This window comes from Bacteroides mediterraneensis, assembly GCF_025993685.1.
Taxonomy (GTDB): Bacteria; Bacteroidota; Bacteroidia; order Bacteroidales; family Bacteroidaceae; genus Phocaeicola; species Phocaeicola mediterraneensis_A.
Genome location: NZ_DAJPEN010000001.1, coordinates 3536685 through 3560247 on the forward strand (window position 1 = coordinate 3536685; position 23563 = coordinate 3560247).

At 47.3% G+C, this 23563-nt stretch carries 15 protein-coding genes; 6 read left to right on the forward strand and 9 right to left on the reverse strand.

Annotated elements, in window-relative coordinates; translation table 11 throughout:
- Positions 1-176 precede the first annotated feature (176 nt).
- The 8 genes from OIM59_RS15110 to OIM59_RS15145 form a co-directional block, all read right to left on the reverse strand.
- Positions 177-1067 carry a DMT family transporter gene (locus OIM59_RS15110; protein ID WP_299170880.1) on the reverse strand — a complete coding sequence of 297 codons (891 nt, stop codon included), beginning with the start codon at positions 1065-1067 and terminating at the stop codon, positions 177-179.
- The gene (locus tag OIM59_RS15115) at positions 1064-2437 is read right to left on the reverse strand and encodes an aminopeptidase P family protein (RefSeq protein WP_303897528.1); all 1374 of its coding nucleotides are present in this window, start codon (positions 2435-2437) and stop codon (positions 1064-1066) included. The genes OIM59_RS15110 and OIM59_RS15115 overlap by 4 nt, the downstream gene beginning before the upstream one ends.
- Positions 2438-2449: 12 nt before the next feature.
- Positions 2450-3802 (reverse strand): DUF6055 domain-containing protein, encoded by a 1353-nt coding sequence (locus tag OIM59_RS15120; RefSeq protein WP_303897531.1) that lies wholly within the window; start codon positions 3800-3802, stop codon positions 2450-2452.
- Positions 3799-6057, reverse strand: a complete 2259-nt coding sequence (locus tag OIM59_RS15125; RefSeq protein ID WP_303897533.1) for a DUF6055 domain-containing protein — start codon at positions 6055-6057, stop codon at positions 3799-3801. Before OIM59_RS15125 ends, OIM59_RS15120 begins: the two co-directional genes overlap by 4 nt.
- An 85-nt stretch (positions 6058-6142) precedes the next feature.
- Complete coding sequence (locus OIM59_RS15130) at positions 6143-7633, reverse strand: DUF4859 domain-containing protein (protein WP_303897536.1); 1491 nt, start codon at positions 7631-7633, stop codon at positions 6143-6145.
- A gap of 8 nt (positions 7634-7641) precedes the next feature.
- Positions 7642-9360 (reverse strand): RagB/SusD family nutrient uptake outer membrane protein, encoded by a 1719-nt coding sequence (locus OIM59_RS15135; protein ID WP_303897538.1) that lies wholly within the window; start codon positions 9358-9360, stop codon positions 7642-7644.
- A 13-nt stretch (positions 9361-9373) separates the two neighbouring features.
- Positions 9374-12472 carry a TonB-dependent receptor gene (locus OIM59_RS15140; RefSeq protein WP_303897541.1) on the reverse strand — a complete coding sequence of 1033 codons (3099 nt, stop codon included), beginning with the start codon at positions 12470-12472 and terminating at the stop codon, positions 9374-9376.
- 26 nt (positions 12473-12498) lie between these two features.
- Positions 12499-14937: a glycoside hydrolase family 127 protein gene (locus OIM59_RS15145; RefSeq protein ID WP_303897543.1), complete on the reverse strand. Its 2439-nt coding sequence runs from the start codon at positions 14935-14937 to the stop codon at positions 12499-12501.
- A 579-nt stretch (positions 14938-15516) separates the two neighbouring features.
- Here OIM59_RS15145 and OIM59_RS15150 point away from each other — a divergent pair.
- The 6 genes from OIM59_RS15150 to OIM59_RS15175 all read left to right on the forward strand — a co-directional run bounded on the left by OIM59_RS15150 (position 15517) and on the right by OIM59_RS15175 (position 22776).
- On the forward strand, positions 15517-19500 hold the full coding sequence (locus OIM59_RS15150; RefSeq protein ID WP_303897545.1) for a hybrid sensor histidine kinase/response regulator transcription factor: 3984 nt from the start codon (positions 15517-15519) through the stop codon (positions 19498-19500).
- Positions 19501-19571: 71 nt separating this feature from the next.
- Positions 19572-20804 carry a 3-phosphoshikimate 1-carboxyvinyltransferase gene (locus OIM59_RS15155; RefSeq protein ID WP_299170897.1) on the forward strand — a complete coding sequence of 411 codons (1233 nt, stop codon included), beginning with the start codon at positions 19572-19574 and terminating at the stop codon, positions 20802-20804.
- Between the two features lie 7 nt (positions 20805-20811).
- Positions 20812-21231 carry a phospholipase gene (locus tag OIM59_RS15160; protein WP_072541235.1) on the forward strand — a complete coding sequence of 140 codons (420 nt, stop codon included), beginning with the start codon at positions 20812-20814 and terminating at the stop codon, positions 21229-21231.
- Between the two features lie 17 nt (positions 21232-21248).
- A complete protein-coding gene (locus OIM59_RS15165) occupies positions 21249-22070 on the forward strand; it encodes a metal ABC transporter permease (protein WP_288354267.1) in 822 nt (273 codons plus the stop codon).
- A gap of 53 nt (positions 22071-22123) precedes the next feature.
- Complete coding sequence (gene tsaE, locus OIM59_RS15170; RefSeq protein ID WP_022354878.1) at positions 22124-22552, forward strand: tRNA (adenosine(37)-N6)-threonylcarbamoyltransferase complex ATPase subunit type 1 TsaE; 429 nt, start codon at positions 22124-22126, stop codon at positions 22550-22552.
- 2 nt (positions 22553-22554) lie between these two features.
- Positions 22555-22776 (forward strand): immunity 17 family protein, encoded by a 222-nt coding sequence (locus OIM59_RS15175; RefSeq protein ID WP_072541238.1) that lies wholly within the window; start codon positions 22555-22557, stop codon positions 22774-22776.
- A 72-nt stretch (positions 22777-22848) separates the two neighbouring features.
- On the opposite strand, the gene OIM59_RS15180 is transcribed toward OIM59_RS15175, so the two are convergent.
- Positions 22849-23451, reverse strand: coding sequence for a ribonuclease HII (locus OIM59_RS15180; RefSeq protein WP_288354252.1), 603 nt, complete (start codon positions 23449-23451; stop codon positions 22849-22851).
- Positions 23452-23563 lie beyond the last annotated feature (112 nt).

Below are 23563 nucleotides of genomic sequence, written 5' to 3' on the forward strand. Positions count from 1 at the left end.
ACGATGTATTTTTCATATCCATAGAATTATTTTTCCGATTACAAAGAAAAAAGATAAACGAATAAGTCCCTGACAGGGAAGTCTGAAACGATAACAATATCATCCCAAAATCTCTTCCCCTGCACTCAAGAGAAGAGATTTTGTATTATTTTTTCATCCGGCTGGACGATTTTTGCCTACTTCTTAGCCTTCACAAAATACTGGTTGAACACGATGCCCAGCACAATCATCACCAGTCCGATGTAAGTGGTAAAAACGATGCGTTCGCCCAACACCACGGAAATGAAGAACAACGACATGAAAGGAGACAAGTAACACAGCTGGTTTATCAACGCCGGATTGGAGGTTTTCCGCATGGCCAGTCCGAAGAAAATAAAAGGAATGCCCATTTCAAAACCACCCACATACATGCCCGACAACACCCCGGTCAAAGAATGCAGATTCAATCCGACACACAATGCACCGATAGACAAATAAACCGAACCGAACAGAAAAGTCAGGAACAGCACCACACTGCCGTCCGTCTGCACCTTATTCCGGTTGTTGAACATCCAGTAGGCAGCCCACAGCACCGCACTCAATGCCGCCAACAGGAAACCTTCGGCCGACACGGTCATTTCCCCCTCGAATCCGGTACCGATAGAAATCAATGCCACTCCAGCCAACGACACAAACATCCCGATGTACTTCTTCTTCGGAATGGGCTGTCCGGCAAACAGAGCCAGCAAAATCAGCAGCACAATCGGCCACGCATAGTTGATGGGCTGTGCCACCTGTGCCGGCAGCAGTTCATACGCCTTGAACAGCACCAGATAGTAGGCCACCGGATTCAGCAAGCCCAATGCGGCATAATATCCCCATTGCTTCCCGGTCAGGCCTCCCAACAGCCTCCATTTCCGCTGTACGGTGAGCAACACCGTAAATATCACCAGCGAGGTCAGGCTGGCCACCCACAACATCTCAAAATGCGTCAGATAACGCAACGCCATCTTGAACGCCGTGGCTACCGTCGACCAGCTCAACACCGCCACACAGGCACACGCAATCGCTTTGTTATCGTTCGTCATCTCATCGCCTCCACTTCTTCGGTTGTCAATGGAATTCTCTGTCCCAGCCGCCGTGCCCCGGTTGCCGTAATCAAGTAATCCTCTTCGTTACGCAAGCCCGTAAAATCACGGTAACTCTCCAGTTTCTCATAATTGATGAAATCCGTAAAGCGATGTTCCGATTTCCAATAATCTATCAGTTCCGGAATGAAATAAATACCCGGCTCAATGGTCAGCACGAACCCCGGCTCCAGCTTCCGCGCCAGACGAAGCGACTTCCGCCCGAACTGCGTACTCTTGGGCTGTCCGTCATAGCCAACCCACACTTCGCCCAAGTTCTCCATGTCGTGTACATCCAGTCCCATCATGTGGCCCAGTCCGCAAGGGAAGAACATCGCGTGTGCTCCCTGTTCCACGGCATCCGCCGGATTGCCTTTCATCAAGCCCAGTCCTTTCAAGCCCTCGCAAATCACCCGGCAAGCCAAATCATACACATCCCGGAAATACACTCCCGGCTTCAAGGCATCCACCGCCGCCCGATGCGCCGCCACCTGAATGTCGTACACATCCTTCTGACGGCTGGTGAATTTCTTTCCGGCACAGATGGTTGACGACATATCTCCGGCATACCCCATCTCCGTTTCTGCACCTGCATCCACCAACAGCATATCACCTTCCTTCACCGTATGACCGTAATAGTGGTTGTGGAGCGTTTGTCCGCACACCGTAGCGATAGTCGGGAAAGACAGACGGCATCCGTTCGCCCGAGCCACTGCCTCCAGAGCCGCAGCCGCTTCATATTCCTTCATGCCGATGCGCAACACCCGCATGGCTTCCAGATGCATTTCTGCCGTCACATTGCAAGCCCGTTCAATCTCCGCAATTTCCTCTTCCGTCTTGTGATTCCGCAAGTCGACAATCCCTTTGATAAACGGTACGGAAGGCATCTCCGCTCCCGGCTTCACTCCCAGCAAATCCATCAGCTTCAACCGATGTTCCGCGCGATAGGGAGGCAAATAATGCACCATCCGCTTTTGTGCCACCACTTTCTGCACGTATGTCTTCAGTTCTGCCAACGGGCGCGTTTCCGTCACCCCTACCCGCTGTGCTTTCTCGTGCAAGGTAGGCTGCGTGCCCATCCACACTATATGGTCGATGGTCAGTTCGTCGCCAAAAATGATTTCACGACCCTCATCAATGTCAATCACGGCAGCCAGTCCGGCATACGACAACCCCCAAAAATACAGGAAGGAGGAATCCTGCCGGTAATCGTACGTGTTGTCTTCGTAATTCATTCCACACTCGTCGTTTCCCAAAAAGAGGAGCAGACCTGAGCCCACACTCTCCTTCAATTGCCGCCTGCGGGCGACATACGTTTCTTTTGCAAACATAGTTTTATCCATTTAGTCCTTTAAATCCGTACCTTTCAGTCTGATGCGATAAGGCCATTGTGCATCTTTTTCCCCGCTCCGAGGCGAAGGATTCATCCAATGCTCTTCCGGTGCCCCCATCACTACGAGCCACAAATATACTAACTTCTCGTTTTCAGGTACCTTAAAAGTCAGTTTTCCTTTCTGCTTGGCACTCATTTCGCCATACAGACTTTTTCCGTCCGCCTTTACGGCTACAAAACCATACCGCCAGCCTGCCTTTTCCGGATGAACCGATACATACCCGTCCTGCGAGCCTTTCAATCCCTCAAACTGCAATTCCACTTTGGTACCCGGTTCCGGCACCATCAACGGAATGACATTGAAGCCGTAGTTTTCCGGACAAACCTCAGCGGGCACCTGATACCATCCATCGGCCTGCTTCGACAGTTTACAATCATACTGGTTGGCATAAGGCCGCGTATTCTTCCACACCCGTTCAAAATCCAGGTTCACCAAATGGCGGCTGGCATCGAACATCTCGTCGCAGAAAGCCTCCTGCGACAATCCTGTCAGCCGTTTATACGTCATTACCGGGTCTTCTCCCTTCTTTCCCTGCCGGAAAAGTTCAGCAATGATGGGACGTCCCCGCTTCACTCCCCAATACTCCAGAATGTACGGAGAGTGATAGATATTCTCCAGATGCAGATAGGCCTTGTGCGTCAGTTTCGTAAAGGCATCCCAGTGATAACGCTCGTCGGTCTGCCAGTCCGGATTGACCTGCCACAACATCCATTGCGAAGCCATCTCGAAGAAACCGGAACCTCCCCAGGCCTCTCCTGCTCCGTCACACGAGATTTGCGACTGAAAACTGTGGCCCAGCTCATGTGCCACACAGTTCAGCTTTTCATCCTGAATACGGTTGGGAGCCACCCACAAGGCTCCAATCTGCTGGTCATAATCCCCGCCGTAGGCCGTTCCCTCGAGCGAGTAGTTAATCATAACCATCATCCGGTAACGGTCGCTCTTCGACCCCGGCTTGGTAAATTGCAGGGAATCCCGGAAAAACGTGTAGAAATGTTCCAGCTTGTCCGTCAGGTTGTTCAAGTCCACGTGCATGTCGTGTCCTTCCAGCTGAGGAGGATTCGCCAAGTCATTGCCAAATCCCTTCTCCCAGAACACCGCCACATTGTCCGTGCAGCACATCCGCTGATAACTCCATTTGGAGTCCGGGTTATGAAGGTCCATGCCTTGCAAATCCTTGGGAATGTAAATTTCCTTCCCTCTCAGTTTGTTATTACACAAATCGACGGGACACACCGATTGTGAAAAAGCGGCAGTACACACTGCCGCTAAAAGAAATGCTCCTATAAATCGTTTGTTCATTTGATATGAATATTAAAGACAAAAGTTATCCGATACTGTTTCCCTCCTTCGGTATAAACCAAGGCTTCCTTCACCGTATAAGTATCACCGGAGGCCGATTTTCCCGGATATTGTCCGATGGAGAAAATAAAGTTCTCCGCATCGTATTCCACATACACCTTACTGTCATTGTCACTACCCCATCCAATGGAAGTACCCAGGCTGTCAAACCAGAAGCCATATCCGTTGGCTGTCGTATTATAGTCCAGACTACCGTCCGCCTTCACTGCAGCAAAGGCAATTTTTCCCTCTTGAGGCTCTGTTTTTGCCGACAACATGTACGATGCCAGCTGTGAAGGCTGCATGGTCAGTGCCTGTGCTACTTTCGTGAGATCTCCCACTTCAGAGATATTGACAGAAGTCCCATTGTAATCTGTCGCACTCGCTGCAAAAGAAACGTCGTACGTCAGTGTCAGGTTCTGGGGCTCTGCATCCGGGTCAATCGTCACGTTACCCAACAAATCCGTATGCTCGAACTTCACTTTATACGGGAACTGTTGGTCAGTCAATTCCTTTTCATCCCACGGATGAACCGTATAGGCCTGCGGAGCTGCCTGTACAATGAAATACAAACTCTGCGTACCAGCCGGTACATTAAAGGAAACTTTCCCGTTCTTATCCGAATGTGCCTCACCGTATTCCCGGCTTCCATCCTGTTTCAACGCCACGAAGCCATACATCCAGCCCATATTCTCGGCACTTCCTGCCGTATTGTATTTCGTGGTTGTACCCTTCATGGCCTCCGATTCCATGTACTCACCCGGATCGCCCGCTGCCAAAACTGCACCAGGTTCCAGTCCTACGAAATCGACCGTCACCACCGTATTGCCTGCTTCCGGCAGGTTCAAAGGAATCACATTGAAACCGGTAGCCTCCGGACAATTAGCATACGCCACTTGATAATAGTCTCCATTTGTATAGAATGTAGTGTGATACCGTCCGAGATACCCATCGGAATATTCACGTACCCCGTCGATGTCGAAAGTAGCCATCCGGCTGGCATAATCATACAACTCTTCTTTCGTCTTGTTCCAATCGTTGTTGCAATACAACCGTGTATAAGCCGAGATGGCATCCTCCGGATACACAGACTCTCTCCAGATATTACCAATCGTCTCAATGCCATGTTTCATGACCCAATAAGACTGCAACCAGTAGCTGGCATAACGCATCCATTCGTTTTCAAAATGACGGTGATTATTCTGCAACCACACATCAAAATAGTAAGAGGTGAACATCTCTTCCGGATAATCCTGGAACGACTGCCATTGGGCACACTGCTCCCAGAAACCGTTTCCACCGTTACTTCCTTCATATCCGTAACGGAAACCCGACTTCAAGTCGTCATTTCCTCCCTGACACAATTTGTCACAATACACCTGATACTGGAAGCTATGCCCGATTTCATGCGCAATGGTAGACCCCACAGGCTGACACGTACTTGGATTCACCCACAAAGCCCCGATGGTATTGTCGTACCCGGAACCCGTAGCGAGCCATTCTTCCTGATACAACAGATAGATTTCCATCTTGTAGCGGTCCAGGAATGATTTGCCCTGTCCGGTTTCCGCAAACTTCAGCTTTTCGATATTGGTCTTATAGAACTGCTCGGCCTTTTTCAAAAGGTCATCGATGTCTACCCGCAAATTGGCAGGCACCGTTTCCGCATTCGGGTCATCGCCAAATCCGGCTTCCCAGAACACGAAGAAATGTTCGCTCTGTTTGGAACGGAACCACGACCATTTGGCATCGCTGCGCAACATGTCCATACCTTCAAACTCTGCCGGCTTGTAGTATTTGTCGAAATCTTCCACCTCCGACTCGTCCATCACCTGCAAGGAACCTCCTCCCTGCGTGATGCCAATTTCTTTCACGGTACTTCCACAAGAAAGCACCAAAGTGGCCGTTCTCGCCGCCTCATTTTCATTGATGGAGAACGTCAGGTTCAACGTGATGGCTCCTCCTACTCCACTGGTTTCCGAGAGTGTAATCCAATCAGCTGCCGAATCCTCTTTCAACGATGCTTTCCACGACGATACGGCGGTAAACTTCACAGAGGCAGAAGTATCTTCCGCTTCCAATGTCAGTTGCGATGAAGTTTCATCTATTTTTATCTCTTCGCCTTGCACTTGCTCCTCTTCTTTACAGCTATTCAGCGAAACCACCCACAAAAATGAGAGCAAGCATAAGCCTATCCATCTCAATGTGCTTTTCATAAAACTATTTATTAAAAAAGAAAGATGTGCTTAACCATAAACAATCAAACACATCTTCCCCATTTTATTAATTAATCAACTATTCTCACTCTTCCACCTGAGGATCAATCTGCAATGTCAGGTTCACCGTCACTTTTCCACCGTTACAAGTAATGATGTAAGTAGTTTTCACGGTAGCTCCGGCTGTAGGTGATACATTTTCAGGATGGTTACCTCCATACAGGTACAATTCTGTTTCGCTGGTTCCCAAGCTTACCCAGCCAAGACCTTCGGCAAACTTGACGGCCGAGCCATCTGCTCCCAACCAATATCCTGGAACATCTGCAGTATATTCAGGGTCTTCTGAAGATTCCTCCTTGCAATAGATTTTCAAATCACCTGAAACACGTGCACTGTGAATCTGATAAGTCGTCATCTTAAAGGCTTGACGAAGCACATCCCGAATATCATATTGCACATTCGCATAATCAGTGGTATAATTCTTGGTCAGTGTCACATCGATGGTCTTTTCTTCCGGTGTCCCTTCCGGAGCAGTTTCCGGGTCATTGTAAGCTACCACATTGACCGTGATTTCCATCATTACAATCTTATTGTTGGCCAAGAATCCATAGTTGAATGTATATGAATCTCCCACAGCCGTCTTGCCCGGATATTGGCCGATACCGATTTCATTTTCAACCCATTCATCACCTCCATAGGATGTATAGATACGAGAGTTGTCAGAATATCCGCTGGCATATCCATCCACGTCGAACCAGAAACCATTTGTTCCGGCATCTGATTCCTGTGCATAGCTTCCATCAGATTTCACAGCCACAAATTTCTCGATATCATCCATTGATGAGATACCCAAATCGGCTTTTACCTGATCGGCATCAAACTGTACATTGTTCAAATCGTATGTACTTGCCGGATTCACGTCAATGCTGAGTTTCTGAGTAGAAACCACCGGTGCCGTAATGGCTGCTGCCCCATGGGCATTAATCGTAATAACGACTGCCACACGCTTTTCACCATACTTCAAACCTTCAATCACCTTTACAGTCTGTCCATCGGTCAGGTGGCCCGGATACTGCATCACATTGAAATACTTATCGTCCGTATTGAACTCACAACAAACCATGGCGGTAGTTCCCCATGCAACAACATCTCCTTTGGCGTCAAACCAATGCCCCCAAGTAGAGTTACTGTTTGAAGCCGTCATATTATCGGCATGGGTAGAACCTTCAATGGCAAAGCCCGTAATCTCAGGTGCTCCAGACTCCAAAGCGATACCTGCTAACAGGTCTTCTTCTGAAATTCCAAACAACTCAGCTATTTTATCTGTCTCCACCGTAACATGAGCCCCATCATACGCTACGGTACTCAACGTGATATCTGCTGTATATTCCAAAATCAAATCTGCATTAATCTGATTTCGTTGCGCTTCTTCGATAGAATCCTGACGCGCCATTTCTGCGATTTCAGCATCGGTAAGCACATGCTCTCTCGAAACATCTTCATTATCCCCGCAGCTTGTAACTCCCAAAGAACACAAACCACCCAATAATGCCGCATATAATAAATGTTTTTTCATAATCTTAATCAATTACCAGAATAACCTTCATTTTGTTTCAAACTAATATTCGCATCCAAAGCTGATTTAGGAAGAGGGAAATAATTCCATTTGGTTTCAGTAGTTGCATCCTTGCAGAACCAAGATTTTCCATTGAATACATTCCGTCCATCTTGCATCTTGAAACGAATCAAATCCTGACGACGATGGTGTTCACCTACAAATTCCCAGCCAAGATCATCCAGCAAACCACCGAGAATAATATCACTACCGCCTTCCTGGGTAGATACATAAGAAGCTCTGTCCCAGTTTGCGAAACCTTCGCAAGTATATTCACGGTGACCGTAATCATACACACTTCCACCTTTCAGCTGTGCTACAGTACGAGTGGCTTTTGCCACAGAGTCGAAAGAACGTTTACGAACTTCCGTAATCAAATCGGCAGCTGTCTGCTCTGTTTCACCGTTGTATCCACCCAGTCTCAGCAGACATTCGGCCTTGATGAACATCGCATCGGCCAAACGATAGAATGCCACATCGTTTCCATACGTACCATCGGTACCTGAACAGATTTCACTCTTGACAAAACGGTAACCTTCCTGCTGATAAGCACCCGGATTGTCAATAGAATGTACATCTTTATTATAATTCAAGTATCCGGTACCCGACCAGTCATCTGCAGTAAACTCTATCGGATCACCAGCCTGCGGAGTATAAGTTCCATCGGAGTTCTTCACCGCATTTTTCTGAATGCCACCAGCCCAGGTATCAGTCAGACGTTTATCCTCTGCATCATAAGTATCAATGAACTGAGGCACAGCGCAGCTACCATTCTGAGCCGCACCGGTACAACCATACGCAGCCAAACCTGATTGCGGCAGACACTTACTGGACAGATAATTATGAGAGGCATGCGTAATATCCAAAGGAATGGCAAATATCACCTCTGGAGAAGAGTCAATGTCATGTTTAAAGTTATCCAGATAATTTTCGGCCAATGAGTACCCTCCATCGTTAATCACCTCATTTACTTCTGTATAAGCTTTCTCATACCAAGAGTTATCATCACCACCAAAATAAGCATTGTGGTTCAGGTACAATTTGGCCAATGTCATACAAGCCGCATAACGGTTGGCATAGCCAAACACGTGCTCTGTACCTAAGTCATCTTTGATTTCTGAAAGCTCAGTCACACAGAAATCAAATATATCCTGTGCCGAACTTTGAGCCGGAAGATACCCATCAGGGACATTTCTTGTCGTCTCCAATGGCACATTGCGGAATGCATCCATCAACATATAATACACGGTAGCACGAAGAAAACGCAATTGGGCTCTATCCGCAGCATTCGCTTCCGGCAGGATATCCAGACACTGGTTACAATATCCGATGCATTTATACGCATAGTTCCAGAAACCATCAATGTGGCCCAAGTTATAATCCCAATCATGTTTATGCATATTCACATACAGGTCACCCCAGCCAATACCAATTCGTTTCGGGGTCATGTATGTATCACTACATTCTTCCTGCAAGTCAAAATAGCCATTCCATGCCCAATAAATGTAGCGGAATTGTGCAAAGGCTTGCCCCATCAATGCATTCACATCATTTTCACTGGTAAAGTCCAGGTTACTCTCGTTCAACGAATCATATAAATTCTCAGACAAATCTGTACATGAACCAAATGTCAAACAAGAACTTGCAGCCAATCCTACCAATATATGTTTGAATCTCAAGTTTTTCATAAATCTACATCAATTAAAAGTTAACATTCAAGCCAAAAGTAAATGAACGAGTGGTCGGATATTTATCCTGGTAATCAACACCTGGTGTCATAAAGGCATTGTCCACTTCTGGGTCAAGACCTGAATAGCCCGTAATACAGAACAAGTTCTGACCTGATACATAAACTCGTAAATTGTTAATATATTTCCGAATATTGCCTTTCAACGGCACTGTATAGCCAATAGTTGCACTTGACAGTTTTACGAAATCACCATTTTCAATATGGTCACTCCAATAACCCTGTGACATGGAATTTGAAAGACGAACCATCTTCTGTTCACCCGTAGCTTCGTCAATTACAGGAGTCATGTCCGTATTGATTGCCGGATAATAGTTGGCGGCAGATTTCAAACGGTTGTAGGCAATGGAGTTGTTTTCGTAGAAACAACGCTGTGCATTCAAAATCTGATAACCGAACTGTCCGGTGAACTGCAAGCTCAAATCAAAACCTTTGTAACGGAAGGTATGGTTCCATCCGGCATAGACCTTCGGCAGACCGTTACCCAAACGCTGACGGTTACTTTCCACATTCAAATTGGTATTGAAAGGTTTCACCGTCCAGTTTCCATTATCATCTTTTACTTCTACCAAGACAAATCCGTCTTTATCTACTCCCACGGACTTCAAGCCCCAGAAATCACCTAAACGATGCCCTACTTCCATACAGTGAGTAGGGGTACTGATCGGTTCACCCAAACCTCCATACAATTCTTGGAAGTTATCCGTCTCATACAAATCATTAGAAAGACTTAACAGTTTGTTGCTGTTATGTGAAAGTGTCAATGTCGTACTCCATTCAAAATCTTTCGTCTGTACCGGAATGGCATTAATCATAATTTCAATACCACGATTACGCATCTGACCTACGTTAGCAGTTGTTGTACCATACAAGTTAGGTGGTACAGGAACAGCGTAGTCATACAGCAAGTCAGATGTCTTCTTGTCATAGACATCGATAGAACCGCTTAAACGGCCACTCAATACGCTCCAGTCCAAACCAAGGTTGAACTCACGAGTGGTTTCCCACTTCAGATTCGGATTATAATTTTGGACAATAGCCAAAGTCTTTATCCATTCACCGTCTTGTGACATCACATCACCGTATGAATCATAATTATACAAATACAATGACTTATAAGAATCGCCCGGTATCACACCTGTCACACCAAAACCGAATCTCAACTTCAAGTTGTCCAGCCAATGCTTGGTGTTCTGCATGAACTTCTCATTACTGATTGTCCATCCGGCAGAAGCAGAAGGGAAGGTACCCCATTTATTGTTGGCACCAAATTTGGAAGAACCTTCACGACGTACACTCACCATCAAATTATAACGGTCGGCATAACCATAACTGACTCGTCCGAAGAAACCAATCAATGTATTGTCGTTTTTATAAGACCCCATTGAAGCGTGAGGTGCTTTCTCATTTGTCAGATAATTACCCAAGCCCAAGTTGTTATACAAGTAGGCCTCAGTCGGGAAATCACCGTTTCCAGCACTAAATCCATCGTTTACAGTGTACAAGTAGCTATAACCGACCAATGCATTTACATGATGTTTTCCGATAGAAAAATCATAGTTTGACGTAAGTTCCAAGTTGTTGCTCCGGGAACTTCCTTCAGATTTCGAAGCATAACCGTTCACTTTCTGTTGAGCCTGGTCGTAATATTTACTTGAATAATACGTTTCTCCACGGGTTATATTCTCTTTGGTAGACAACATCAAGTTTGTTTTCCATCCCTTGATGGGTTCTACGGTAATATTTCCGGTCAATCGAGCCCAATTGACTCTTGTATCTCCAATCAGCTCATTCTGGATTTCTACCGGATTGTAGTAATACAGCTTGTCAAAGTTCTCATTGTAAGAACCATCTTCATTATAAATCGGTGAAGACGGGTTGCGGATGATAGCCTGACGATAGACATACGAGTTGTTATTGTTCGTATAGGTCTGACGGCCATACAACATATTGACGTTGAACTTCAAGATGTCATTCAAGGCATATTGAGTATAGTCCATCTGCATTTTCAGGTTCTGGTTGTCACTCTTCCGCATGATACCCTGTTCATCGCTGAAAGTCACGTTGGCAGAATAAGTGGAATTTTTGGAACCTCCTTCAATAGACAAAGAATGGTTGTGTTTGAAACCAGCCTTACGGGTAACGGCTGCCAGCCAGTCTGTATCATAACCTTCGTATTCAAACGGAGTCAGCCCATAAATCACGTCGTGCGTATCCATGAAATCTGCTGTCTTAAACCAGTCTGACAAAGAAACATAGCCTGAATATGAAACGCTCGCCTTGGATTCACGTCTTCCCGTCTTGGTTGTAATCAAGATTACACCGTTCGCACCTCGTGTACCGTAAATTGCTGCCGCAGACGCATCTTTCAACACATCGATGGATTCAATGTTTTCGGGAGCCACCGTGGTAAGGGAACCTTCTACTCCATCCACCAACACCAACGGAGTGACACTTCCCTTAATGGTAGTAATACCACGTAACATGATGCTGGAAGTGGCTGTCGGGTCACCAGAAGAATTGGTCACACTCAAACCGGCAATCTTACCTTTTACCAAATCGGCAGCATCCGTAATCTTACCTGTCGTAAAATCTTCCGCCTTCACAGAAGCAATCGCACTGGTCACATCGCCTTTACGTTGCGTACCATAACCAATCACTACTACTTCATCCATCACTTCGGTATCTTCCTTCAACGTAATGACAGCACCTTTCTTCAATTGGCTCACAGGAACATCCTGCGATTTATAACCAATGTAACTGATATGAAGTATCGCTTTCGCCGATACATTCAAACTGAATTTACCATCAAGGTCCGTAATCGTACCATTCGTGGTACCTTTTTCCATTACATTCGCACCAATAATGGCTTCACCTTTTGAATCTACTACCGTACCGGAAATGGCTTTCTGCTGCAACACAGCCTCTACCACCGGTGCTCCATTGGATTCCGCATAAGCTGCCACAGGCAGGCAACCTGCAGAAAGCGCCACACATGCCGACATTTTTACAAATGCACGACTAAACAACATGCGATTTAAATGTGTAATCATCTTGTTTGTATTTAAGGATTAATAAATTACTCTACTTTCCATTCTATAATACCTCCCGAAGCTCCTTTCTGAAGCTGTGCAGAGATTTTCAATCCGGTAGTCTTGACCGGCTTGAAGTTGACTACGTTATACTTATCTTTTTCTACGCCATATTGATCATTTGTTTCCACTTCTTTCCAGGTATTTCCGTTCTTGTAATAGAGCTTCCAGCTTTGCGGTACGCGGAAATTGCCGTCGTAATGGTCAAAGTCGAGCCAGTAGACTTCTACTTTCGAAACCGTGTAAGGCTGGTCAAACTCGTAGGCCAGAGATTCCAGTGTTCCGTCTTTCAACCACCAGTAGAAATAAGGTTTGGAAGTATCGGAAGAACGTTTGGGTTCCCACTGGTCGTTCACGCCCCATGCGTATGACATCACAGCTGCCGACTCGGGTGCATCTTTCTGGATAGCGGCCTGGATGGTAAATGTCTGTGCCTTGGAAGCGATGGTCGGTTCCGGTGTCGGAGTAGCGTATTCCTTGGTCTCCGGAATCCAGACTTCCATCTGGTCTGCACCACGATTGTCCCAAGTAGAATAAGGAATGGCACGGAACGGTACATCTTTCACGCTGCCGTCCTTACCCAGTTCCTTGGCAGTTCCGCTCAATACCATCACCCCTTTCAGCAGGTTAGCATCGTAGGTAGCCTTTATCTTGGCGTCACGCGGAATGAACTTGTTGAATACAATGCTGTCGGGCTGGTCTTTACCTTCCAAGCAGAACATAATCGGACCACGTTCCAATGCCACCATACCCCGGTCGACTTCCACTTTGTCGTTGGCCGTGATACGACGGACATCCATCGGCAAATCCAATTCAATCACATCGCCCGGTTTCCAGGTGCGGACAAGCGTTTCGTAACCGTCACCTTCCATGCCTTTTACGTCGGAACCATTGACTTTCAACGTATATTTCTTGGCGGCATCTGTATAAGCATACAGGTCGGAAGCTACCGGAGCCGATTTTGCCCAGCTGGGGATACGCAGACGGATGGCAAACTTACCTTCTTTTTCCGGAGTGACTTTGATGGCAATCTTGCCGTCCCACGGATACTGAGTGGTCTGTTCCAATGTTACTTTATTGTCGGCCGTCTTCATTTCTGCTTTTCCCTGAATGTACAGGTTCACATAAATGTCGTTCTGCTGGATAGCGTATACATAATTGGATACGGAAGCCATGAAACGGGTTACGTTACCCGGACAGCAGGCACAACCAAACCAAGGCTGGCGGTCGTGTTCACCCATGGATTCCAACGGATTATCATAGAAGAACTTGTCACCGCTCAATGACACACCCGAAATCACGCCGTTGTACAAGGCACGTTCCAGCACATCCATGTATTTGGAATCGCCGGTAGCCAGGAACATACGGTAGTTCCAGTACACATTGGCAATGGCTGCACAAGTTTCGCAATAAGCGGTATGGTTCTGCAATTCATAGTTTGGTCCGAAACCTTCTCCCTGTGCCCGGGAACCCATACCACCGGTGATATACAATTTCTTGCCCACCAAATTGTCCCACAAGCGGGTCAAGGCATGGAAATAAGCGGTATCCTTGGTCAAAGCAGCCACATCGGCCACACCTGAATAAAGGTATCCGGCACGTACGGCATGACCTACGATTTCATCCTGCTGAAGAATCGGTTTGTGGTCCTGGCTGTATTCGCTCAGTTTATGACCGTCGGTACCCCGTCCGGTTTCTTCCACGAAATACTTCGCCATATTGAGGTATTTCTCGTCGCCCGTTACCTTATATAATTTACACAATGCCATTTCAATGATGGGATGTCCCGATGGCACGTGCTTCTGTCCCTCGCCCGGACCGAACACCTTGCATACCAGGTCGGCATTCTTGATAGCCACGTCGAGGAAGGTACGTTTACCCGTAGCCCGATAATGTGCGATGGCTGCCTCGTACATGTGACCGCTGTTATACAATTCGTGACTGTTCAGTTTTTCCCATTTGGAACGTCCCCACCATCCGGAAAGACGGTAGCACTTGTTGGTGACGCAAGTGGTCAGATAGCCGTCCGGTTCCTGAGCTGCCGCAATGATATTAATCACACTGTCCAAGTAATGATCCAGTTTCGGGTCATATTTCACAGCCAGCGAATAAGAGGCACCTTCTATTACTTTATAAGGATCGGTATCATCGAAAGAGAAATCACCGCGATGCTCTCCTTTTTTCAATCCGCCCGCAATGGCGAAATTGTCGAAACGGCCGTTTTTCTCACATTCCTTAAAAGCAGAAGGAATAGATACGGTGCGGTTCGTTTCAATACGAGGCGACCAGAAACCGTCATTAATATGTACTTGGGTAAACGGGACCTCCTGAATCGGAGCATCCGGCTGTTGATAAGCAGGCTTGGTACAGGAGACAACTCCCATCGCCACTACTCCACTCATCAATATCAAAAGTCTGTTCTTCATGATATATAAATTGGTTTTATTTTCTTTTTAGCAAAAGTAGCTTTTAATAAGAAAGGAGGGTAAAAATATCATCCATTCAGCTACAAAAATAGTCGCATGCAGGCCGCACTTCAGATAGCACATAAAATACTGTTGCTCAATACATTAAACAATAACATATAGACTTTTATATCATATCTTCGGACGATTTTATCATTCTTTTCCAGACAGGAAGGGGGATAGGATGAGCTGAAATTCAGTTATCGATTCTTAAAGTTGCAGACGTCTGGATGTAAAAGCTGCTTTCCTTTTTCGATTTTTATGTTTTCCGTGCCGAAAACGTAGATTTTCCCATTGGGAAACGTACGGCTCCGCCACGGGAAACGTACGGTTCCGTACAGGAAAACCTACAAAGTAGGCCGGAACTTTACACAAAAGACAAAGAAAGCCGACAAACAAAAGACATTCATCCGCCGCACGCGTTAACCTACCGACACCATCTTTCAGAATTAGACTTTTACATTATCTTTTTTAAATTATTTTATATGCCTTATTCGTCTATTTTAATGAACTTTGTACAGTTTTTAAAAAGGTATACGTATGAGGACACTTTATTGCTTATTCATTTTCCTGTCGATTGGCCTATGGGGAAATGCCGCGCTTCCCACTCACTTCCAATTCCGTCATTACAACATTGAAAATGGAGTTTCTTCCAATGGCATATCCTCCATTCTACAAGACCAGAAAGGCTATATCTGGTTGGGAACGGAAAACGGTTTAAGCCGATTCGACGGGAATCAATTTGTCTTCTACCAAAAAAACAACCCACTTTATCCTGACTTTCATGCCAGCTCCATAAATGCCATCTGCGAAACAAACACCAATGAACTATGGTTAGGGACAGAAAACGGAGTATATATCTACAACCAGGTAAAAGATACATTTACCCCTTTTCTGGAAAAGACAAGCAACGATACGGGCATCACCTCGTGGATAACCCACATCATCCAAGACAAAGAAAAGAATATATGGATTGCCACCCGCAAGCAAGGTATATTCCAATACAACGTACATACGAACAGACTTATACAATATGAAGTGCCCCAAAACGACAACATCATTATCCGTATACTAAACGACACTCAAAACAACATCTGGGTCTCCGGACCTTTCCGCCTCTGCCGACTTAACAAGGTCAGCAACACCTTCGAAGAATTCTCTATCAAGGGAGAACCTGAAGGACTGTATTCCATGGCTTTATGGGAAGACACATCCCACAACCTCTGGATTGGTACCTGGGAGAAAGGGCTCTGGAAACTGAACCCACAGACGCACGAAGTGCAAAAGTTCCTGGTTGCTGAAAAAGGTATAGGGATACGTCATATTCATTCCATTTTAGAATATTCCCCCGAAATCTTTTTCATAGGCTCCGACGAGGGACTAACCATCTTCAACCCGATTACCCAAGAAAACTTTCTCTACAATCAATACGGAGAAGGCAACGAGTCATTATCAGACAAGTTCATTTATCCGATGCTGAAAGACCGAGAAGGCGGCGTGTGGATAGGCACCTATTACAACGGAGTAAATTACCTTCCTCCCTATTGCGGACAATTTCTCGGATATTCCGGCACGGATGGTTACTCATTTTTTAGAAGTCAGATTATCAGCCGCTTCTGTGAAGGGGAAAATGGAGAGATATGGATTGGCTCGGACGATGCGGGAGTAAGTTGCTTTTCTCCATCTCAAGGCCAGTTTGTGAACTTTCCTGGAAGAGAACAGCTGACCAATAAAAATGTCCATGCCTTATGCCACACAGGAAAAGAACTTTGGATTGGTACCTACAGCGACGGAATATACGCCTTACAAACTTCCACCGGACACATCAGAAAATACAATATGGAGGACGGACTGGACGAAAGCAGCATCTATTGCCTTTTTCAAGACAGTCACGGACAAATCTGGACTGGCTCCATGAGCGGAGTCTGTGTATATAATCCGCAGGATGACCGTTTTACACGGGTCAAAAACCTGGATGCCCTGATTATCGAAATGGCAGAAGACATTAAAGGAAACATCTGGATTGCCACTCAAGGAAAAGGAGTCTTTAAATATTCGCCACAAAATCAGGTATGGAAAAAATATGGCCAGCCTGAAGGACTGGACTGCCCGACCATTAACCATCTCTGCATCAATCGTGAAAATGAATTATGGGTAGCCACCACAGAAGGACTCTACCTATTTAATCCACTGGAAGACACATTTTCCTATCATCCTCTCAATATACCCAACAAATGCATCAACGCCATTCTGGAAGGAGAAGACTGCCTGTGGCTCACCACCGCCAAGGGACTGGTGAAATACACACCGACCACAAAAGCCACACAGATTTTCACCAAGAGTGACGGACTGCAAAGTGAAGCCTTCATCATGGCTTCAGCCCTGAAAACCCGTAACGGAGAATTCTACATCGGCTGTATCAACGGTTTCAATACATTCTATCCACACCAACTGAAACTGAACACGCAGAAGCCGAATGTGGTGCTGACCGGACTGGAAATCTTCAATAAAAAGATAGAAACGCAAGAAGAAGGCATCTTGCCGGAGGCTATCGACCATCTGGAGGAAATCCATCTCCCCTACAAAGATAATGTCATCACCCTGACGTATGCGGCTTTAAGCTACTGTACGCCACAAAAAAACCAGTACGCCTACATTCTGGAAGGATTCGACAAGGAATGGAACTATGTGGGAGCACAGCACAGCACCACCTACACCAACTTGCCGGCAGGCACTTATACCTTCCGGGTAAAAGCCTCTAACAATGACAACGTGTGGAACGAAGAAGGTACGTCCATCCGCATCATCGTGCATCCTCCGTTCTATTTCTCCCTGCCGTTCAAGATTGGCTATTTTCTGCTGTTTGTCCTCGCTATCGGACTGCTGCTGCGTTACGTGGTGCGCCGGAGCGAAAAGAAACATGCCAAAGCCATCGACGAACTGAACAGCAAGAAAGAGAAGGAAATCCATGAAGCGAAAATCAATTTCTTCACCATGATTGCCCATGAAATCCGTACGCCGGTGTCACTCATCATCGGCCCGCTGGAAAAAGTGATGCAGTCCACGCACATCCCGTCCAACGAACGGCAGGAACTGGAAATCATCGACCGCAACAGCCAGCGTCTGCTTTATCTGGTGAACCAGCTGCTCGACTTCCGGAAAGTGGAACAGAAGGAAATGCGGATGCGCTTCACCTCACAATCGGTACGGGAACTGATGGAGGGCGTGTGCGAACGCTTCTCTCCGACTCTCCACCAGAAAGGAGTCAGTTTCTCCGTTGTCTATCCGGAAAAGGATTTCCATGCCGACGTAGACAAGGAAGCCATCACAAAAGTATTGAGCAACCTGCTCACTAACGCCAACAAATATACGGAAAGCATGATTGAAGTCCGCTTCCAAGAACAACCGGAGCAGCAGACTTTCTCTATCCAGGTGAAAGACAACGGGAAAGGAATGAACGAAGAGGAACTGAGCAAAATCTTCAAGCCTTTCTATCAGGCGTCGGAAAACAAACCGGGTACAGGCATCGGACTGAGTATCGTAAAAGGTATCGTGGAAGCGCATCATGGCAAAGTGGAAGTGACCTCCCAACCGGGAATGGGGTCTGCCTTCATCATCACACTTCCACAGAAACAGGAAAAACAGACCAACGAAAACGGGGAAATCCTTTCGGCGGGTCCGCTGCCGGAGGATATCATTCCGGAACAGAATGTGACCGTACCTCCTGCAAAGGTACTCCCTATCATGCTCATCGTGGACGACAACGAAGACATGCTCCATTTCCTGTCTTCGCATTTCCAGAACAACTATACCATCGTAACGGCCTCCGACGGCACCGAAGCGCTCCACAAGCTGAAAGAACAGGAGGTTTCACTGATTATCAGCGACTGGATGATGCCCCACATGAACGGCATCGACCTGTGTAAAGCAGTGAGAGGCAACCAGCTGACCAGTCACATCCCGTTCATTCTGCTGACTGCCAAAACGGGTACGGATGCCAAGATTGCCAGCATGAACTGTGGCGCGGATGCTTACATCGAAAAGCCGTTCTCCCTGCAATACCTGGAAGCCTGTATCAAAAACCTGCTGGAACTGCGCCTGCAACTGAGACAGAAATTCTCGCAAATGCCGACTGTTTCCATCAACTCCATCGCAGCCAACCAGACCGACAAGGTGTTCCTGGAGAAAATGAACCACCTGATTGAGGAGAACCTGAACAACGACCAGCTTTCGGTGGATTTTCTGGCTGAAAAACTGTGCATCAGCCGTTCGGGACTGTTCGTCAAACTCAAGGGACTGGCCAATACCACCCCGAACGAAATGATTCAGATTATCCGGTTGAAGAAGGCGGCCTCCCTGCTGCTGGAAAACCAGTACCGCATCAACGAGGTGAGCTACATGGTGGGATTCAACAACCCGTCGTACTTCAGCAAGTGCTTCCAGAAACAGTTTGGCATGAAACCGGGCGAATACATCGCCAGTCACACGTCCCAGCCTGCCGGTTCACCGACAGAGAAGGAATGAGATTTTATAAGGGTACGACGGCGCGACTACGTAAAATTGTGTATCTTTGCGATTCAAAGATTTGATTCAACATGAAGTGCATAACCATTACCCCACCGGAACGCATACAGGCAACCATTCAGTTGCCTTCGTCCAAGAGTATCTGCAACCGGGCACTGATTATCCATGCACTGGCTCACAGTCAGTGCAAATTGGAAAACCTGTCCGACTGCGACGATACGCATGTCATGACCGAAGCGCTGGCTCACATGCCGGAAGTGATTGACATCATGGCGGCGGGAACTGCCATGCGTTTTCTTACAGCTTATCTTTCCGTTACACCCGGTACCCATATCCTGACCGGTACGGAACGGATGCGGCAACGCCCCATCCAGATTCTGGTGGAAGCTCTGCGAAGCCTGGGAGCGGACATCGCATACGTGGAGAACGAAGGCTATCCTCCCCTGAAAATTTCCGGACAGACGCTGAAAGGAAATTGCCTGACCCTTCCGGGAAACGTGAGTTCCCAATACATCTCGGCCTTGCTGATGATTGGTCCGATGCTGGAGAAAGGACTGGACCTGACCCTCAGTGGGGAAATCGTATCACGTCCTTACATCAACCTGACGCTGAAAGTGATGCGGGATTTCGGAGCAGAAGTGGAATGGACTTCCGACTGCAGCCTTCATGTGGCTCCTACTCCCTATCAGGCTTTACCTTATTATATAGAAAGCGACTGGAGCGCAGCTTCCTACTGGTATGAGACAGTAGCCTTGTCGCCACAGGATGCCACCGTAAGCCTTCCGGGACTTTTCGCACAGAGTCCGCAGGGCGATTCAAAAGTAGCGGAACTGTTCGAACAACTGGGCGTGGGCACGAAAAGAGAAGGACAGACCGTCACACTCTACCAGACAAATTCCTGCGTAAAACACTTGGAATATAATTTTGTGAACCAGCCCGACCTGGCGCAGACATTCGTAGTGACATGTGCCATGCGGGGAGTCACTTTCCGTTTTTCGGGACTGCAAAGTCTGAAAATCAAGGAAACCGACCGCATGGCGGCCTTAATCGCAGAAATGCGCAAACTGGGCTACGTACTGGAAGAAAGCGAAGGTTCTGTACTTGCCTGGACGGGTGAACGGTGCGAACCGCAGAATCCGCCAGTCATCGACACGTACGAAGACCACCGCATGGCCATGGCCTTTGCACCGGCGGCATTACGCCAAGGCGCGTTGTATGTGCGCAACCCACAAGTAGTCTCCAAATCATATCCCCGGTTCTGGGAAGATTTGCAGCAAGCTGGTTTTCATCTCACTCAAAACTGATTGTATCATGTGGATTTTAATCATCATATTAATTGGAGTCGTTCTCTTTGGACTGGTGGCCGGATTTTTCTACAACCGCTCCGTACAAAAGAAGATTGACCGCGGAGAACTGACAGAAGCCCCGGAAGTCAAGACGGTGGATGGGGAATGCTGCGGACAACATCAGGTCTGCGAAAAAGAAAGTTTGCTGGCGGCCGTCAGCAAACAGATAGAGTATTACGACGATGAGGAACTGGACCGCTTCAAGGGGCATCCGTCGGATACTTATACGGAAAAAGAGATTGATGAATTCCGGGAAATCATGTACACCATGAAAGAGGAGGAAGTGGCTGGATGGTGCCGCAGCCTGCAACTCCGTGGCGTGGAAATTCCCGATGAACTGAAAGACGAGCTATTCCTGATAGTCGGAGAACGCCGTTTCCATTAACCCTCCCTCACTTGCCCATGAATATCCTCGATTTGTTGCATTATACTTTTTTCCAGCATGCGCTGCTGGGTAGTCTTTTCGCCAGCATCGCCTGCGGCATCATCGGCACGTATATCGTGACCCGAAGGCTGGTATTCATCAGCGGGGGTATCACGCATGCCTCGTTCGGAGGCATCGGTATCGGACTCTACGCCGGTATCTCTCCGATTCTGAGCGCGGCAGTGTTTTCTGTGCTGTCGGCTTTCGGCGTGGAGTGGCTCAGCAAACGCAGTGACATGCGCGAAGATTCGGCTATCGCCGTATTCTGGACGTTCGGCATGGCTGTGGGTATTATCTTCAGCTTTCTGGCACCCGGATTCACACCCGACCTTTCTTCGTTCCTGTTCGGCAACATCCTGACCATCACGCGGGCGGACATCCTTTTACTGGTGGTGTTGAGCCTGGCGCTTACCGCCTTTTTCACCCTGTTTCTCCGGCCCATCACGGCCATTGCCTTCGACCGGGAATTTGCCCGTTCCCAGCGCATCCCCGTGAGTGCCTTCGAATATACCCTGATGGCTTTCATCGCACTGACCATCGTGGCCTGCCTCCGGATGGTGGGCATCGTACTGGCCATTTCCCTGCTGACACTCCCGCAAATGACGGCCAACCTCTTTACGTACAGCTTCAAACGCATCATCTGGCTTTCCATCGGCATCGGTTACCTGGGATGCCTGGGCGGCTTGCTGCTGTCATACCAGCTGCGGGTACCTTCGGGAGCGGCCATCATTTTCGTGTCCATCCTGATTTATGTAGGAGCCAAAATATTTTGCATGCTCCGCAAAAAACGAATGAGCTGAGGGAGATTTATCCTAATTTTGTAACATAAGCATTCAAGTTAAAATCACAGTATATGGAAATAAAAATTGATTCACTGGAAAACATCCACGAAGCTGCCAAGAAATTTATCGCAGCCATGGGTGACAACACGGTTTTTGCCTTCTATGGAAAAATGGGGGCAGGAAAGACAACCTTTATCAAGGCCGTATGCGAAGAACTGGGCGTGACGGACGTCATCAACTCACCGACATTCGCCATTGTCAACGAATACCGTTCGGATGAAAACGGAGAACTGATTTATCACTTCGACTTCTACCGCATCAAAAAACTGGAAGAAGTGTACGACATGGGATATGAAGACTATTTCTACAGCGGCGCACTCTGCTTCATCGAATGGCCGGAACTGATTGAGGAACTGCTTCCAGGCGATGCGGTCAGCGTACACATCGATGAAAACGAAGACGGTACCCGCACGGTACGTTTCGACGAGAATAACGATTAAAAATGGAAGTACACTATTTCATACAGGCCTTGTTCGTCCTGGTGGGACTCCTGTCCCTGCTGGCGGCCATCTGCAACTGGAACTGGTTTTTCACGGCCAAAAACACACAATTTGTTGTGAGAAACGTAGGACGGAAACAAGCCCGCTGGTTCTATGCCTTGATTGGTATTCTGATGGTAGGGACAGGAATCTTTTTCTTCTTGTCCATCCAGGGAACGGTGTAAAACAAACAGAGTTTTCAACAGCTTGTTAATAACTTCGACGGGTTATTAACAGGCTGTGCTGTTTTCCACACCTTAAAAATCGAAGGAAAGCTGGCCATCGCCCAGCAGATTGAAGCTCATGCGATGATAGGGTGAAGTGCCGTAAGCGGCAATGGCGGCACGGTGTTTCTTGGTGGGATAGCCCTTGTTGCTCTTCCAGTCATACATGGGATATTCTTCGTGCAGACGGTTCATGTAATCGTCACGGTAGGTCTTTGCCAGAATGGAAGCTGCCGCAATGGACAGGTATTTCCCGTCTCCTTTTACGATGGTAGTATGCGGAATGTCCGGATAAGGATTGAAGCGGTTGCCGTCAATCAGCAGGTGCTGGGGAACCACCTTCAACTGTGCAACAGCCCTGTGCATAGCCAGAAAGGAGGCATTCAGAATGTTGATTTTATCAATCTCTTCCGGCGATACCACTCCAACGGCCCACGCCGTGGCTTCCTGCTCAATGACCGTACGCAACTCATAGCGTTGTTTCTCTGTCAGCTTCTTGGAATCGTTGAGGAGTTCATTCCGAAATCCGGAAGGCAGAATGACAGCTGCCGCATAGACCGCTCCGGCCAGACAGCCCCGTCCGGCCTCATCACATCCGGCTTCCACCAACTCTTTATGCAAATAGGGTAACAACATATCCACCTCTTCTTTTTTCGGACTGCAAAGGTAGCACATTTTTCCCAGCCTGCCGCTTCCGGAAAGCAGAAGTTATCCCAAGGTTATGCACCGATTTTCGTCCGACACTTAA